Source organism: Streptomyces sp. NPDC002520, assembly GCF_053595235.1.
In genome coordinates this window covers 191397-207086 of sequence record NZ_JBSFXG010000008.1, presented here as the reverse complement: position 1 = coordinate 207086, position 15690 = coordinate 191397, and the positions used below count along the sequence as shown (strand labels likewise).

Genomic DNA, 15690 nt, shown 5'->3' with positions numbered 1-15690 from the left:
CGTGGCTAGCGGTGGTGCGGCGGGTGCGGTGGCGGGATGGTGGCGATGCCGGGGGCGGGCTCGGGCCATACCAGCAGCAGGGGGCACGGGGCGTGGTCGACGATGAATCGGCTGGTCGGCCCGAGGCTGTGCGGCCCGAGATGGGTGCGGTCACCGTCACGGGCGAGGACGAGCAGGTCGGCGCCCTCGGCTGCGGCGACGACTTCCCGCTCGACGCGTCCGGTGCGGTCGACGCGGGCGCACGGGCGCCCCAGACGCCGCGCTGCCTGGTCGAGGAGCTGGTCGGCGAAGGCGGTGGCCAGGTGCTCCAGTCGTGTGCCGGGGTCGCGTTCGAAGTGGCCCCGGCCGAGCAGACCCGCGAACGCGCCGTGCGCCGCACCCGGAACGTCGGCCGGGGTGACGTGGAGCAGCACGATGTCCGCGTCGTCGGCCGCGTGGGCGCGGACCGCGTCGATGCCGGCGGGCCAGGTGCCCTCGGTGATCCAGACGATGATCTTCACGGTGGTCAGCCTCCGACGAGGGTGAGCGAGGTCCACAGTGCCACTACCGACAGTCCCAGGGCGGCAGGCACGGTGAACACCCCGAGCCGGGTGAACTCGCCGAGTTCGACATCGCCGTCGTGAGCGTGGACGATGCGCCGCCACAGCAGCGTGGCCAGGGAGCCGGCGTAGGTGAGGTTCGGGCCGATGTTCACACCGAGCAGGACCGCCAGGACCGCTCCCGGCCCCGACGGGGCGGTCAGTGGCAGCAGCACCAGCACGGCGGGCAGATTGTTGATGACATTGGCCAGCGCCGCGGCCAGTGCCGCGATGCCGAGCAGGGCCACCGGTCCCGTGCCACTCGGGACCAGGTGCCCCAGCCCCCTCGCCAACCCGTTGTCCACGACCGCGCGGACCACCAGGGCCAGAGCCAGGACGAAGGCGAGGAACGGCACCGCGGCGGCGCGCGCGACGGTGGTGGGCGTGGTACGGCGCTGGGCCAGAGCCCGCACGGCGAGCACGACGGCGCCGGCGAAGGCCGCCCAGGCGGGGTTGATGTCCATGGCCGAGGTCAGGACGAACCCGGCCAGCGTGCACGCGACGGTGACCAGGGCGAATACCGGCAGTTCGGTTCGCTCGGCGGTGGGTGGCGCCTGAGCTCCGGCGTCCAGGTCGGTGGCGAAGAACCGCCTGAAGACCAGGTATTCGGTGGCGATGGCGACCAGCCAGGGCATGGCCATCAGGGTGGCGAAGCGGGTGAAGGTCAGCCCGCTGGCGGCAAAGGCCAACAAGTTCGTGAGGTTGGAGACGGGCAGCAGCAGTGACGCGGTGTTCGACAGGTGGGTGCAGGCATAGACGTGCGGTTTCGGCCGGGCGCCGAGCCGGGCGGCCGTGGCGAACACCACCGGGGTGAGCAGCACGATGGTGGCGTCCAGGCTGAGCACCGCGGTGATCACCGAGGCGGCCGCGAACACCTGCGCGAGCAGGTGGCGCGGACGCCCCGCGGCACTACGGGCCATCCATGCCCCGCACGCCTGAAACAGTCCCTCGCCGTCGCAGAGCTGGGCCAGGACCAGGACGGCCGCGAGGAACCCGATCACCGGCCCGAGCCGCTCGGCCTCCTCGCGGGCGTGCCCCAGCGAGAGCGCTCCGGTGGCGATGACCACGCCCGCGGCCGGGACGGCGACAACCGCCTCCGGCCATCCGAACGGGCGAACGACGGCGCACGTCAGCACTGTCAGGAGCAGAAGGACGGAGAGCGCCTCCGCGATCGATGAGTTCACGACCAGATCTTCTCCCCGACACCGCCGACGGCCGTATCAGGCTGGGCGCCGCCGACATCGACACCCTTTGGCGCCAGCCGGCGTCGACGCGAAACCCCCGTCAGCCCCTGCCTCCGCTCAGGTTCCGCCACTCGGGCTCGACCCGCCGCCATTCCTCGTCCCACTCGGCCAGCCGTCGCCGGACCAGCCGGGCCCGGACCAGCCGTCCGCCGGCCCAGACGGTCGTGCCCGCGACCTGTGCGACGAGCACTCCGGCCAGGACGGTCTGCAGCATGGCCTCCGACTTGCTCGCGGGTGGCGAGACCATGTGGTTCGCACCGTCGGCCCAGACCGTCACCGGGGTGCCCGCCGCAGTGCCGGGGACGACCTTCGCGCGGTCCGTGTGCACGGTGCCGTCCGCGGCCGTCCACCGTACGGCGGCCCACACCCGGCCGTCCTCGTACCCGTTGTCGGTGGGCGTGGTCCGCGCCGCGGCTTCGGTGAGGACGGCGGACACGGGGTGCACCTCGGCCCGCCGTGCGGAGAACGTCGCGTCCATGGAGTGGGCCGCGTCCTGGCCGGTGAACACACCGGCCGCCACCGCGAGGAGCCAGGTGGCGAGCACGATCCAGGCCTCGACGACGTCGCAGTGCCGCTTGAGGGGGTTGCGCTTCCAGCGCCACAGCCGCACCCGGGTGACCGTCGTGGGAGGTGTCCGTGTCATGGTCGCCGCCTCCTCTCGCGTGCCGGCGACCGTCCGCGCCTGCGAACGGGGCCGCTCGGCCCCCGGAAGGTCCGGGTCGAGGTCCCGGTGACGAGGCGGACCGGACCGTGCGCACCGCACCTCCACCACGCCTGCCCCGGCCCGCGCGAGGCGGACCGCGGACGGCAGCGGAACCGTGTCGCGGACCCGGCCCGTGAGCGTCACGACACCATCCTGCACCTCTGTCCGGGCGTCCGCCGGACGAGGGCGGGAACCTCGCGTCCGAGCGTCCGAAAACCCCATGTCGGAGCGGTTCGAACCGCGCGCGCGAGCACTCCGGGATCTCGTGCCCGCACGCCCCGGAACCTCATGCCCGCGCCCGTACGGAAACGCCCCGCGCCGACGCCGTACCACCCACCCCCTACCGCTCCTCGCCCACCGCCTGCCGCGAGGGCAACGGCACCCACCACTCGATCCTGGCGCCGCCACCCTCCGGGCCGGACACCTCCAGCCCTCCGCCCGACTGCCGCGCCCGCTCGGCCATGTTCCGCAGCCCGCTGCGGCGGCCGTCGGGCGGGATGCCGACGCCGTTGTCCGAGACGGTGAGGCGCACCGTGCGGCCGTCGGTCCGCAGGCGCACGTCGGCCCGGTGGGCGTGGGCGTGCCGGGCGACGTTGGTCAGGGCCTCGGAGAGCACGGCCACGACGTGGTCGGCGATGTCGCGGGGTACGTCGGTGTCGACGAGGCCCTCCATGCGGACGGAGGGCGCGAATCCCAGGACCGGGGCCGCTTCGCCGACCACGTGCACGACCCGGGCGCGCAGCCCGCTGCCGGGCGCGCCCTCGCGGGTGCGCAGCCCGAAGATCGTGGAGCGGATGATCTTGATGGTCTCGTCCAGGTCGTCCACGGCGCGCAGGACCCGCTCGGCGGCCTCCGGGTGGTCGATGAAGCGGCCCGCGCTCTGCAGGGTCATCCCGGTGGCGAACAGCCGCTGGATGGCCAGGTCGTGCAGGTCCCGGGCGATCCGGTCGCGGTCCTGGAGCAGTGCGATCCGCTCGGCGTCCTGCCGGCGCTCGGCGAGCTCCATGGCGAGGGCGGCCTGCGCGGCGAAGGCCCGCAGCATCTCGGTCTCCTTGCCCGAGAACACCGGCCGGCCGGCTTCGCGGGCGAGCAGCACCACGCCCCGCACCCCGTGCTCGCCCGTACCGATGGGGACGGCCACGGCGGGGCCGAGGCCGCGAAAGCGGGGAGGGTCGGGAGCGACCCGCTGATCATGGGCGACGTCGTCGCTGGTGACCGGGGCGGCGGTGGAGAACGCCAGGCCCATCAGGGTCTTGTCCAGGGGAAGCACGAGTCCCCGGTGCGCGTCCGCCTCGACGCCGAGGGCGATCTCGACGCCGAGCGACGCGCCGCCCTCCAGCGGCATCGCGACCGCGGCCAGGGCCGAGTCGGTGATCTCCCGGGCGCGTCCGGCGATCAGGTCCAGGGCCTCGGCGCGCTCGCTGCCGGACATGAGGCTGTGGGTGATCTCCGCGTTCGCCCGCAGCCAGCGCTCGCGCAGCCGGGACTCCTCGTACAGGCGGGCGTTGTCGATCGCGACGCCGGCCGCTACGGCCAGCGTCGACAGCACGGACTCGTCCTCCGCGTCGAAGTCGGCGCCGCCGCGTTTCTCGGTCAGGTACAGGTTGCCGAAGACCTGGTCGCGGATCCGGATCGGGACGCCGAGGAAGCTGTTCATCGGGGGGTGGTGGGGCGGGAAGCCGTAGGAGGCCGGATGTTCGGAGATCTTCGACAGGCGCAGCGGCTCCGGGTGCCGGATCAGCTCGCCGAGGATGCCGTGCCCCTGCGGGTAGGGGCCGATCTCGGCGATCTGCTCCGCGGTGACGCCCACGGTGTGGAAGGCCGACAGGGTCCTGCCGTCCGGCCCGATGACGCCGAGGGCGGCGTACTCCGCGTCCACGAGGACCGCGGCCGCGTCCACCAGGGAGTGCAGGACCTGCTCCAGGTCCAGTTCCCGGCCGACGGACAGCACCGCCTCCAGCAGGCTGTGCACCCGGTCGCGGGTGCCACGGGCAGCGTCGAGCCGTGCCTGGACCTCCTCCAGCAGCTCGTCCAGCTTCAGCTGCGGCAGCCGTACGCGGGGCGCCTCGGGGCCGGTCACCACGTTCCTCCCGGTCCCCACGGTGCGGGGATCCGGACCGGGGGGCTTTTCTCACCGTATCGGCCCCGGCGCGGGTCCGTACGCCCGGGGGCCGTGGGACGGCCGGTCCCTCGGCGAGGGCCGAACGGCACTGGAGGGCGGGGGCGCCGCGCGCGACAGTGGGGTCAGGAGCGGCACCGGTTCCCCCGCGGTGTCGCTCCGCTTCCCCCGTGGAGTCCTTCCGCTCGCATCGCACCCCCGAAGCCCGCATCGCACCCCCCGAAGAAGTGGGCCATGATCCGTGACGACCGCCCCGCACACCGGCGTATCGACCTCGACCGTGCCGAGGCGCTGCGTCTGCTGGGCAGTGTGTCCCTGGGCAGGATCGTCTTCACCCGGCAGGCCCTGCCGGCCGTGCGCCCGGTCCGGCATGTGCTGGACGGGGGCGACATCGTCTTCCGCGTCCCCGAGGACGCGGCGCTGACCGCGCGGGACCCGCGGGACGACGGGGTCGGTGTGGTGGTCGCCTTCGAGGCCGACGTCATCGACCCGGACACGCACCTCGGCTGGAGCGTGGTGGTCACGGGTTACGCCCGGCCGGTCGTCGACCCCGTTGAACTCGCCCGGATCCGGGGGCTGCTGGGTCCGCGGGAGGCGCAACCGGGCGTGGACCGGGCGGTGCGCGTCCGGCCCGATCTGGTCAGCGGCGTGCTGATCGCCCGGGACGTGTGACACGGCCGGGACGGCCGCGTCACACGCCCGGCGCGGGCGGTCAGGCCGCGGGGACGGCCACTTCCGTGTGCGGTTCTGCGCCGAGCACCACCTTGAGCGCGCCGGTCTCGCCGGCCCGGGAGAAGACCTCGTACGCCTCCTCCATGAGGGCGAGCGGGAAGGTGTGGGTGACCATCTCGGCGGTGGGCAGCCGGCCGGCGGCGGCCATCCGCAGCAGGGTGGGCGTGGAGTAGGTGTCCACGAGCCCGGTGCTGATCGTCACGTCCCTGATCCACAGGTCTTCGAGGTGCAGCGTGGCGGGCTTGCCGTGCACACCGATGTTGGCCACGTGTCCGCCGGGTCGGACCATGCGGGTGCACAGCTCGAAACTCTCCGGGGCGCCGACCGCCTCGATGACGACGTCCGCGCCGAGCCCGTCGGTCAGGTCGTCGACCAGCTGGCGGGGCGCCTCGTTCGCGTCGGCCACCGCGTCCGCGCCGAACCGCCGGGCCGCCTCCAGCCGGGCCGTCGCCAGGTCCACCGCGATGATCCGCTCCGGCGAGAAGAAGCGGGCCGTGGCGATCGCCGCGAGCCCGATCGGGCCGGCACCGACCACGACCACGGTGTCTCCGGGCCGTACACGGCCGTTGAGGACGCCCACCTCGTAGGCGGTCGGGAAGATGTCCGCCAGCAGCACGGCGTCCTGGCCGCGCAGGCCGCCGGACAGCGAGTACACGGACAGGTCGGCGTAGGGCACCCGGACGTACTCGGCCTGGGTGCCGTCGACGAGGTGGCCGAGGATCCAGCCCCCGCCGCCCCGGCACTGCCCGTAACGCCTCTCGCGGCAGAACCGGCACTGGCCGCAGGAGCTGATGCAGGAGACCAGGACCCGGTCCCCGGGGCGGACGCTGCGCACGTCGCCGCCGGTCTCGACGACCTCGCCGACGGCCTCGTGGCCCAGCACGGTTCCGGGATGCACCTCGGGCACGTCGCCCTTGAGGATGTGCAGGTCGGTCCCGCAGATCGTCACGGCCTCGACCTTGACGATGGCGTCGGTGGGGTCCTTGATCGCCGGGTCCGGGACGTCCTGCCAGGCGGACTCTCCCGGGCCGTGGAAGACGAAACCTTTCATGGCGCTCCTCACCCTCTCCGGTGTGGCGGGCTGTCCGGCCACGTCGTGGCCGGACGGGTGTTCAGCTGTTCCAGCTCCACTCCGCGACCTCGGGCATGTCGGTGCCGTGGGCGCGGATCCAGGTGTGGTGGCGGGTGCGGGCGTCGGCCATCGCCTGGCGTACGGGGGCGGCGCGTACGGCGAGGCCGGGGACCCGGTCGATGACGTCCATGACGAGGCGGAAGCGGTCGAGGTCGTTGCGCACGACCATGTCGAACGGGGTGGTCGTGGTGCCGGACTCCTTGTAGCCGCGCACATGCAGGTTATGGTGTCCGGCGCGGCTGTAGGCGAGGCGGTGGATCAGCCACGGGTAGCCGTGGTAGGCGAAGATCACCGGCTTGTCGGTGGTGAAGAGGCCGTCGTACTCGAAGTCCCGCATGCCGTGCGGGTGTTCGCCGCGCGGCATCAGCCGGGTCATGTCGACGACGTTGACGACGCGCACCGCCAGGTCGGGCAGATGCCGGCGCAGCAACTGCGCGGCGGCCAGCACCTCCAGGGTGGGGACGTCCCCCGCGCAGGCGAGGACCACGTCGGGTTCGCCGCCGTTGTCGGTACTGGCCCACTCCCAGATGCCGGCACCGCGCGCGCAGTGCGCCTCGGCCTGTTCCATGGTCAGCCAGTCGAAGCAGGGCTGCTTGCCGGCGACGACCACGTTGACGTATGCGCGGCTGCGCAGGACGTGATCGGCCACGGACAGCAGGGTGTTGGCATCCGGCGGCAGATAGACGCGGACGACCTCGGGGCTCTTGCTGAGGACGTGGTCGACGAAGCCGGGGTCCTGGTGGGAGAAGCCGTTGTGGTCCTGGCGCCACACATGGGAGGTGAGCAGGTAGTTGAGCGAGGCGACGGGGGCGCGCCAGGTCAGCTCCCGGGAGGTCTTCAGCCATTTGATGTGCTGGTTGACCATCGAGTCGACGATGTGCACGAACGCCTCGTAGCAGGAGAACAGCCCGTGCCGGCCGGTCAGCAGGTAGCCCTCCAGCCAGCCCTGGCAGAGGTGTTCGGACAGGACCTCCACGACCCGGCCGTGCCGGTCCAGGTGTTCGTCGACCGGCAGCACAGCGGCCTGCCAGGCCTTGCCGCTGGCGTCGAAGACGGCGTCGAGCCGGTTGGAGGCGGTCTCGTCCGGGCCGACCAGCCGGAAGTTCCGGTCGGCCCGGGTGTCCTTCATGACCTGTTCGAGGAGGGCGCCGAGGACGCGGGTGGGCTCGTGCAGGTTCGTGCCGGGCTTGTCGACCGGGACGGCGAAGGTGTCGAGTGGCGGAATCGGGAGGTCGCGCACGAGCAGGCCGCCGTTGGCGTACGGGTTGGACCCGAGCCTCCTCGCTCCCTCGGGGACGCAGGCGAGGACGTCCGCGACGGGCCGGCCGTCGGGGCCGAACAGTTCCTCGGGCCGGTACGAGCGCAGCCACTGCTCCAACTGCCGCAGATGTTCCGGGTTCTCCCGGACGCCCGGCAGCGGGACCTGGTGGGCCCGCCAGGTGCCCTCGACCGGTTCTCCGTCCACCTCGGCCGGGCCGGTCCAGCCTTTCGGGGTGCGCAGCACGATCATCGGCCAGCGCGGGCGCTCGCCGTCGCCGTCCGCGCGTGCGGTGCGCTGGATCAGCCCGATGCGGTCCAGCGCCGTGTCGAGGGTGGCGGCCAGGGCGCGGTGCACCTCGGCGGGGTCGTCGCCGACGACGTACAGGGGCTCGTGTCCGTATCCCCGCAGCAGCGCGTCGAGTTCGGCCTCGGGGAGGCGGGCGAGCACCGTCGGGTTGGCGATCTTGTAGCCGTTGAGGTGCAGGATGGGCAGCACGGCTCCGTCGTGCACGGGGTCCAGGAACTTGTTGGAGTGCCAGGAGGCGGCCAAGGGTCCGGTCTCCGCCTCACCGTCGCCGATGACGCAGGCCACGACGAGGTCGCGGTGGTCGAAGGCGGCGCCGTAGGCGTGTGCGAGCGAGTAGCCGAGTTCCCCGCCCTCGTGGATCGAGCCCGGGGTCTGTGGCGCCACATGGCTCGGCACGCCGCCCGGGAACGAGAACTGCCGGAACAGCCTGGCCATGCCGGCCGCGTCCCGTGTCACGTCCGGGTAGGTCTCGGTGTAGCTGCCCTCCAGCCAGGAGCCCGCGAGGACGGCGGGCCCGCCGTGCCCCGGCCCCCATACGCACAGCGCGTCCAGCCCGCGCGCCTTGATCACACGGTTGAGGTGCGTGTACACGAGGTTGAGGCCGGGCGAGGTGCCCCAGTGGCCGAGCAGGCGCGGCTTGATGTGCTCGGGCCGGAGCGGTTCGGTCAGCAGGGGGTTGGCCAGCAGGTAGATCTGGCCGGCCGCCAGGTAGTTGGCGGCGCGCCAGTGCGCGTCCAGGGTGCGCAGTTCCTCGTCGGTGAGTCCGGTGGCGTCCGGGTGGTCGGCCTGGGACATGAGAGGCTCCGGGAGTCGTCGTCGGCGGTCGTCCGGTATGCGGGGAACATCACGACATGTCCGACACTACGGCCACCGGGCGCGCCGCGCGGTGCGGCACCGTGCCCGCGCGGGCGGCCGACCCGGGCGGTCGGCGGGGCGGTCGTGGTGACGAACGGGCAAAGGGGCAAGCTCCCCGGAACGAGAGTGATCCGCTTCCAGCCTGATGGTGGGGGCGCCGGTGGGAACAGGGGCCGAACGGCCCTCTCCGAGTTGCGGTGACCCTGCGGAGTCGCCCCGCACGTGACGTGACCGTGCGCGGCCCCGCGCACGTCGCGCGCCGGTGAAGTGGGGCCGGTCGGCCCTGGTGCTCGCGGTGCCGGCGGGCGATGATCGGCCTCGGGGCCGTCCGCAGCCTGTCCCCGACCGCGGAACGAGAGGTCGTCATGGCGCAGCCGCGCACCTTCACCGAGCAGGATCCGATCCGGGTGTTCCTGCTGGACGACCACGAGGTCGTACGCCGTGGCCTGACCGACCTGCTCGGCGCCGAGCCGGACATCCGCGTGGTCGGCGACGCGGACACGGCCGAGCACGCCCTGGTACGCGGCCCCGCCCTGCGCCCGCACGTCGCCGTCCTGGACGTGCGTCTCCCGGACGGCGACGGCATCACGGTCTGCCGGGAACTGCGCGACCGCATGCCGGAGCTGGCGTGTCTGATGCTGACCTCGTTCGACGACGAGGAGGCCCTGCTCGACGCGATCATGGCCGGCGCCGCGGGCTACGTGCTGAAGCAGATCAAGGGTTCCGACCTGGTGTCGGCGGTGCGCACGGTCGCCTCCGGGCAGTCGATGCTCGACCCCGAGACGACGGCCCGCCTGATGCGCTCCCTGCGCGCCGACCCCGCCGCGACACCGTCGTCGCCGCCCGAACTGGCGAGCCTGTCGCCCCGGGAGCGGGACGTCCTCACCCTGATCGGGGAGGGCCTGACCAACCGTGAGATCGGCAGGAAGCTGTTCCTGTCGGAGAAGACCGTCAAGAACCACATCTCACGGCTGCTGGCCAAGCTGGGCGTGCAGCGCCGGGTCCAGGCGGCGGTGCTCGCCTCCCAGTCGCACCCGCACACCCCCGACTCGCGCTGACGCCGTCCTGACCGGCCCGCGTCAGTCCTTGCCGTGCTCGGCCTCGGGGCGCACGATCACCACGGGGCAGCTCGCGTGGTACGTCACGTGCTGGCTGACGGAACCCAGCAGGGCACGGGCGAAACCGCCCCGGCCCCGGCTGCCGACGACCAGTGCCGCGGCGCCCTCGGCGGCCCGCAGCAGGACGTCGGCGGGGTTGCCGTGCACCACGAGCGCCCGCACGGAGGCGGCCGTCTCGGCGCCGAGCGCCGCGGTCAGTTCCCCCTTGATCCGCTCCCGGGCTTCCTCCTCGTCGACGTCCATGTCCACCGCGGGCGCCGACCAGCCGTACATGCCCGGAAGCTCCCAGGCCGCCACGGCGTCCACGGTGCCGCCCAGGAGCGCGGCATAGCGCACAGCCCAGCGCAGCGCCGCGTACGAGGTCGCCGAGCCGTCGAGACCCACCACGACCCTGGGCCGGGAAACCTCCGTGTCCATGCGTCCCACCTCTCTCGCGGCCGGGGCAGGCCTCGGGGCGTTCGCCCCTCCCGTCCCACGCTGCGCGAGGTGGCGTCGCACCGCCACAGCAGCGCATCCGCTCAGGGCAGCAGCCGCTGTTCCTTCGCGACCGACACCGCGCCCGCCCGGGTGTCCACGCCGAGCTTGTCGTAGATGCGGCGCAGGTGGGTCTTGACCGTGGCCTCGCTGATGAAGAGGGCGCGGGCGATGGCGTGGTTGGGCAGGCCGCGGGCGAGGTGGACGAGGATGTCGCGTTCGCGCGGGGTGAGGGCGGGGCGCGGGTTGCGCAGGCGGGACATCACGCGGTCCGCCACCGGGGGCGACAGCGCCGGGCGGCCCTGGGCGGCGGAGTGGATGGCGGCGAAGAGGTCCTCGGGGCGCTCGGCCTTCAGGAGGTAGCCGGTGGCGCCGGCCTCGATGGCGCGGGTGACGTCGGCGTCGGTGTCGTACGTCGTCAGGACCAGCACGTGCGGTGCGGGTGCGGCGGACAGCAGCCGGCGGGTGGTCTCCACGCCGTCGATCCCGTCGCCCAGTTGCAGGTCCATGAGGACGACGTCCGGGTTCGTCTTGCGGGCGAGGGCGAGCGCCTCCTCGCCACTGCCCGCCTCGCCGACGACCTCGATGTCCGGCGTGCTGTGCAGGAGGGCGAGCAGTCCGGCGCGTACGACGGCGTGGTCGTCGCAGACGAGGATGCGCACGGACGGTGTGCCACCGGCTGCCGCGGGCGCATCGGCGGACTGGGGTTCCTCGGGTGTCGCGCCGGCTTCGGACGTCCGTCGCGTCGCGGGCGTATCGGGTGTCTCGTTCATCTCCGCTCCAAGGGGATCGCCGCCGACAGTGCCGTGCCCTCGCCGGGGGCCGACTCGATCGTCAGGGTGCCACCCAGCTGGCTCAGGCGGGCGCGAATGGCGGGCAGGCCGTGACCGCGCCCCTCGGCGGCCGGGACCGCCTCCGCGTCGAAGCCGCGGCCGTCGTCCGTCACGTCCAGGACGATCTGGTCCTCCAGGCAGGTCAGGGTGAGGGTGGCCGTCGTGGCGGCCGCGTGTTCACGGACGTTGGCCAGCGCGCCCTGCGCGATACGGAGCAGGGCCGACTCCACGGGAGCGGGCAGCACGGCCGGCGGTGTGCCCTCCGTGTGGACGCGGACCGTGAGCGTGGACGACGTCTCCCGTTCGGCGACCGCCTCCAGGGCCTGGAGCAGGCCGCCGCCCTCGGCGAGATCGGCGGGGGTCAGGTCGTGGACGAAGCGGCGGGCCTCGGCGAGGCTCTGCTCGGCGATGTCGGCCGCGGTGCGCACGTGGTCGCGTGCCGTGCCGGAGGCGGTGTCCCAGAGCCGGTCCGCGGCCTGCAGCAGCATCCGCTGGCTGGACAGGCCCTGGGCGAGGGTGTCGTGGATCTCCCGGGCCAGCCGCTCGCGTTCGGCGAGGGTGCCCTCGCGGCGCTCGGTGGCGGCGAGGACCCGGCGGGTGCGGACCAGGTCGGCGATCAGGGCGTCCCGGCGGGCCGCCTCGCGCTGCATGACGACGTAGACGGTCGTGGCGACGGCGGCGACGGCCGGGGGCGCGAGCAGCAGGTTCGGGTCCCACCAGCCCGCGAGGCTCAGCTGGGCCGCCACCACCAGCGCCGTCAGCAGCGCGACGAGCGGCACGGCGACGCGTACCGGAAGGGTGCGCAGGCCGGTGAAGAAGAGCGGGACGGCGCACCAGGCGAAGCTGGGCGCGAGGACGACGAGCAGGGCCCAGGTGGCGACGACCAGGCCCAGCCAGGTCAGCCGGCGGGAGCTGGGGCGGGCGCCGGGCGCCGGGCCGAGCAGGTACAGCACGGCCAGCAGCACGGAGAGCCCGATGATCCAGGGGGTGCGCGGGCCCTCGGCGTGCCGGGCCAGGTAGCGGGCGACGGACGCCGCAAGCAGCACGTAGAACGCCGTGTGCATGACCAAGGCGAGAGTGCGGCTGTCGTCCCGTTCGGGCGCGGCCGTCGGCGCCTGCCGTTCGGGCCCGGCCTTCGGCGTCTCCCGCTCGGGCGTGGCCATCGGCGCCGCCTCCCTCATGTCCGCTCCCTTGTCCACCGTCTCGTCGCAGCCCCCGCTCCGGCGCCTGATCTCGACGTTGAACTGGGAAAACACCCTCCATTGTTCCCTCGCCCGCAGCGTAGAGGGTCATCCGATCGGATGACCCCCGGGACCACCGGTCCGCCGACGGGCAACGGCCGGTTCCGGACCGAGGATCGGTGTGGGGGGACGGCGTCCCCCCGTCCCCGTGCTTCCCACCGCAGAGAGGTCCTGTCATGCCCAGCCGCAAGAAGCCGTCCAGCCGTAGTCGCGTCCTGCTCGGTGGTGCCGCCCTCGCCGTCGTCGGCGCCGGTGTCGTCGGTACGGTCGCCGCCAACGCCGCGGGCTCGGACGCCGGCGCCGCCCCCGCCGCCGTGTCCCCGCGGGGCGGCAGCCTCACGCAGAGCACGCACCTCACCCTCGGCGCGGCCACCGAGGCGGCGCAGGCCGCGATCGACGCCGCGAAGAAGGAGGGCCGGCAGGTGTCGGTGGCGGTCGTCGACCGCAACGGCAACACGCTGGTCACCCTGCGCGGTGACGGCGCGGGCCCGCAGTCGTACGAGGCCGCCCAGCGCAAGGCGTTCACCGCGGTCTCCTGGAACGCGCCCACCTCGGAGCTGGCCAAGCGCCTTGAGCAGGCGCCGACCCTGAAGGACATCCCGGGCACGCTGTTCCTCGGCGGCGGCGCTCCGGTCACCGCCAAGGGTGCCCCGGTCGCGGGCATCGGCGTCGCGGGCGCCCCGTCCGGCGACCTGGACGAGAAGTACGCGCGGGCGGGCGTGGCGGCGCTCGGCCACTGAGCATCGCCCCCGGCATGACGACGGCGTCCGGTCCGACCCAGCGGGGTCGGACCGGACGCCGTCGTGCGGTACTTCAGGCCTTCACCGCGATGCTCAGGCGAGGTCGAACCGGTCGAGGTTCATGACCTTGTCGAACGCCGCGACGAAGTCCTTCACGAACTTCTCCTTGGCGTCGTCCGACGCGTACACCTCGGCGAGCGCACGCAGTTCGGAGTTGGAGCCGAAGACCAGGTCGGCACGGGTGCCGGTCCACTTGACCGCGCCGGTGGCCGCGTCGCGGCCCTCGAACGTGCTCTGGTCCTCGGACGTCGACTTCCACGCCGTGCCCAGGTCGAGCAGGTTGACGAAGAAGTCGTTCGTCAGGGTGCCGGGCGTCTCGGTGAGGACACCGTGGCGCGAGCCCTGGTGGTTGGCACCGAGGACGCGCAGGCCGCCGACGAGGACGGTCATCTCGGGGGCGCTCAGAGTGAGCAGGTTCGCCTTGTCGAGCAGCAGGTACTCGGCCGGCAGGCGGTTGCCCTTGCCCACGTAGTTGCGGAAGCCGTCCGCGGCGGGCTCCAGCACCGCGAAGGACTCGGGGTCGGTGTGCTCGTCGCCCGCGTCGACACGGCCGGGGGTGAAGGGCACCTCGACCTCGTGGCCGCCGTCCTTGGCGGCCTTCTCCACGGCCGCGACTCCGCCGAGGACGACGAGGTCGGCCAGGGAGACCTTCTTGGCACCGGACGAGGCGTTGAACTCCTGCTGGATGCCCTCGAGCACGCGCAGCACCTGGGCCAGCTCGTCGGGCTCGTTGACCTCCCAGCCGCGCTGCGGCTGCAGCCGGATACGGCCGCCGTTGGCACCGCCGCGCTTGTCGCTGCCGCGGAAGGTGGACGCGGACGCCCACGCGGCGGAGACCAGCTGGGCCACGGTCAGGCCCGAGTCGAGCAGCTTGGCCTTGAGGGCCGCGACGTCCGCGCCGTCGATCAGCTCACCCTCGCGCTCCGGCAGCGGGTCCTGCCACAGCAGCGTCTCCTGCGGGACCTCCGGGCCGAGGTACAGCCGCTTCGGGCCCATGTCGCGGTGGGTCAGCTTGTACCAGGCACGGGCGAAGGCGTCCGCGAACTGGTCGGGGTTCTCGTAGAAGCGGCGGGCGATCGGCTCGTAGATCGGGTCGAAGCGCAGCGACAGGTCCGTCGTGAGCATGCTCGGCGCGATCTTCTTGGCCGCGTCGTGGGCGTGCGGGACCGTGCCCGCGCCCGCGCCGTCCTTCGGCTTCCACTGGTTGGCGCCGGCGGGGCTCTTCGTCAGCTCCCACTCGTAGCCGAACAGGTTCTCGAAGAAGTTGTTGCTCCACCGGGTCGGCGTGGTGGTCCAGGTGACCTCGATGCCGGAGGTGATGGCGTCCGCGCCCTTGCCGGTGTTGTAGGTGCTCCTCCAGCCCAGGCCCTGCTCCTCCAGGCCGGCGGCCTCGGGGTCGGCGCCGACGTTGTCGGCCGGGCCCGCGCCGTGGGTCTTGCCGAAGCTGTGGCCACCCGCGATGAGGGCGACGGTCTCCTCGTCGTTCATCGCCATGCGGCCGAACGTCTCACGGATGTCGCGAGCCGCGGCCAGCGGGTCCGGGTTGCCGTTGGGGCCCTCCGGGTTGACGTAGATGAGGCCCATCTGGACGGCGCCGAGCGGGTTCTCCAGCTCGCGGTCGCCGGTGTAGCGCTTGTCGTCGAGCCAGGTGGTCTCGGGACCCCAGTAGACGTCCTCCTCCGCCTCCCACACGTCCTCGCGGCCGCCGCCGAAGCCGAAGGTCGTGAAACCCATGGACTCCAGCGCGACGTTGCCGGACAGGATCAGGAGGTCGGCCCAGGACAGGCTCTTGCCGTACTTCTTCTTCACCGGCCAGAGCAGACGGCGGGCCTTGTCCAGGTTGGCGTTGTCCGGCCAGCTGTTCAGCGGCGCGAAGCGCTGCTGACCGGCGCCGGCGCCGCCGCGGCCGTCACTGACGCGGTAGGTGCCCGCGCTGTGCCAGGCCATACGGATGATCAGCGGGCCGTAGTGACCGAAGTCGGCCGGCCACCAGTCCTGGGAGGTGGTGAGCACCTCCTCGATGTCCCGCTTGACGGCGGGCAGGTCGAGGGCGTTGAACGCCTCGGCGTAGTCGAAGCCCTCGCCCATCGGGTTGGCCACGGCGGGGTTCTTGGCAAGGATCTTCAGGTTGAGCCGGTCCGGCCACCACTGGCGGTTGCCGCCGCCCTGCGTCGGGTGCGGGGCGCGGCCGTGCACGACGGGGCAGCCGCCGCTCCCCTCCTCCGACTTCTCCGCGGCGAACTCGTCGTAATTGTCAGTCATGGCAATCCTTCCGAACTGGACGGAACTCGGTG

The 15690-nt window shown here is 73.0% G+C and carries 13 protein-coding genes and 1 pseudogene; 3 read left to right on the top strand and 11 right to left on the bottom strand.

Annotated elements, in window-relative coordinates; genetic code table 11:
- Positions 1-5: 5 nt before the first annotated feature.
- From ACWD5D_RS14685 to ACWD5D_RS14665, 5 genes and pseudogenes are all read right to left on the bottom strand, one after another.
- Positions 6-500 (bottom strand): universal stress protein, encoded by a 495-nt coding sequence (locus ACWD5D_RS14685; RefSeq protein ID WP_451373036.1) that lies wholly within the window; start codon positions 498-500, stop codon positions 6-8.
- Positions 501-505: 5 nt separating this feature from the next.
- Entirely contained in the window at positions 506-1762 is a 1257-nt protein-coding gene (locus tag ACWD5D_RS14680; protein WP_451373035.1) for an SLC13 family permease, read from the bottom strand.
- A 100-nt stretch (positions 1763-1862) separates the two neighbouring features.
- Positions 1863-2465 carry an Rv1733c family protein gene (locus tag ACWD5D_RS14675; protein ID WP_451373101.1) on the bottom strand — a complete coding sequence of 201 codons (603 nt, stop codon included), beginning with the start codon at positions 2463-2465 and terminating at the stop codon, positions 1863-1865.
- A gap of 126 nt (positions 2466-2591) precedes the next feature.
- A pseudogene (locus ACWD5D_RS14670) lies at positions 2592-2747 on the bottom strand (BON domain-containing protein); the annotation flags it as partial.
- Between the two features lie 118 nt (positions 2748-2865).
- Positions 2866-4605 (bottom strand): sensor histidine kinase, encoded by a 1740-nt coding sequence (locus ACWD5D_RS14665; RefSeq protein ID WP_451373034.1) that lies wholly within the window; start codon positions 4603-4605, stop codon positions 2866-2868.
- Between the two features lie 273 nt (positions 4606-4878).
- On the opposite strand from ACWD5D_RS14665, the gene ACWD5D_RS14660 reads away from it, so the two are divergent.
- Complete coding sequence (locus ACWD5D_RS14660; protein WP_451373033.1) at positions 4879-5316, top strand: pyridoxamine 5'-phosphate oxidase family protein; 438 nt, start codon at positions 4879-4881, stop codon at positions 5314-5316.
- A 40-nt stretch (positions 5317-5356) separates the two neighbouring features.
- On the opposite strand, the gene ACWD5D_RS14655 is transcribed toward ACWD5D_RS14660, so the two are convergent.
- Entirely contained in the window at positions 5357-6427 is a 1071-nt protein-coding gene (locus tag ACWD5D_RS14655) for a zinc-dependent alcohol dehydrogenase family protein (protein WP_451373032.1), read from the bottom strand.
- Positions 6428-6488: 61 nt separating this feature from the next.
- The gene (locus tag ACWD5D_RS14650; RefSeq protein WP_451373031.1) at positions 6489-8870 is read right to left on the bottom strand and encodes a phosphoketolase family protein; all 2382 of its coding nucleotides are present in this window, start codon (positions 8868-8870) and stop codon (positions 6489-6491) included.
- A 425-nt stretch (positions 8871-9295) separates the two neighbouring features.
- On the opposite strand from ACWD5D_RS14650, the gene ACWD5D_RS14645 reads away from it, so the two are divergent.
- Positions 9296-9988 carry a response regulator gene (locus ACWD5D_RS14645; protein WP_451373100.1) on the top strand — a complete coding sequence of 231 codons (693 nt, stop codon included), beginning with the start codon at positions 9296-9298 and terminating at the stop codon, positions 9986-9988.
- Positions 9989-10009: 21 nt separating this feature from the next.
- On the opposite strand, the gene ACWD5D_RS14640 is transcribed toward ACWD5D_RS14645, so the two are convergent.
- The 3 genes from ACWD5D_RS14640 to ACWD5D_RS14630 all read right to left on the bottom strand — a co-directional run bounded on the left by ACWD5D_RS14640 (position 10010) and on the right by ACWD5D_RS14630 (position 12518).
- Positions 10010-10465, bottom strand: coding sequence for a universal stress protein (locus tag ACWD5D_RS14640; protein WP_451373030.1), 456 nt, complete (start codon positions 10463-10465; stop codon positions 10010-10012).
- Between the two features lie 101 nt (positions 10466-10566).
- The gene (locus ACWD5D_RS14635; protein ID WP_451373029.1) at positions 10567-11295 is read right to left on the bottom strand and encodes a response regulator; all 729 of its coding nucleotides are present in this window, start codon (positions 11293-11295) and stop codon (positions 10567-10569) included.
- Complete coding sequence (locus ACWD5D_RS14630; protein ID WP_451373099.1) at positions 11292-12518, bottom strand: sensor histidine kinase; 1227 nt, start codon at positions 12516-12518, stop codon at positions 11292-11294. The genes ACWD5D_RS14635 and ACWD5D_RS14630 overlap by 4 nt, the downstream gene beginning before the upstream one ends.
- Before the next feature lie 254 nt (positions 12519-12772).
- Here ACWD5D_RS14630 and ACWD5D_RS14625 point away from each other — a divergent pair, with 254 nt between their 5' ends.
- The gene (locus ACWD5D_RS14625; RefSeq protein WP_451373028.1) at positions 12773-13336 is read left to right on the top strand and encodes a GlcG/HbpS family heme-binding protein; all 564 of its coding nucleotides are present in this window, start codon (positions 12773-12775) and stop codon (positions 13334-13336) included.
- Positions 13337-13429: 93 nt separating this feature from the next.
- Here the strand turns inward: ACWD5D_RS14625 and katG are convergent, their stop codons facing one another.
- A complete protein-coding gene (gene katG, locus ACWD5D_RS14620) occupies positions 13430-15658 on the bottom strand; it encodes a catalase/peroxidase HPI (RefSeq protein WP_451373027.1) in 2229 nt (742 codons plus the stop codon).
- Positions 15659-15690 lie beyond the last annotated feature (32 nt).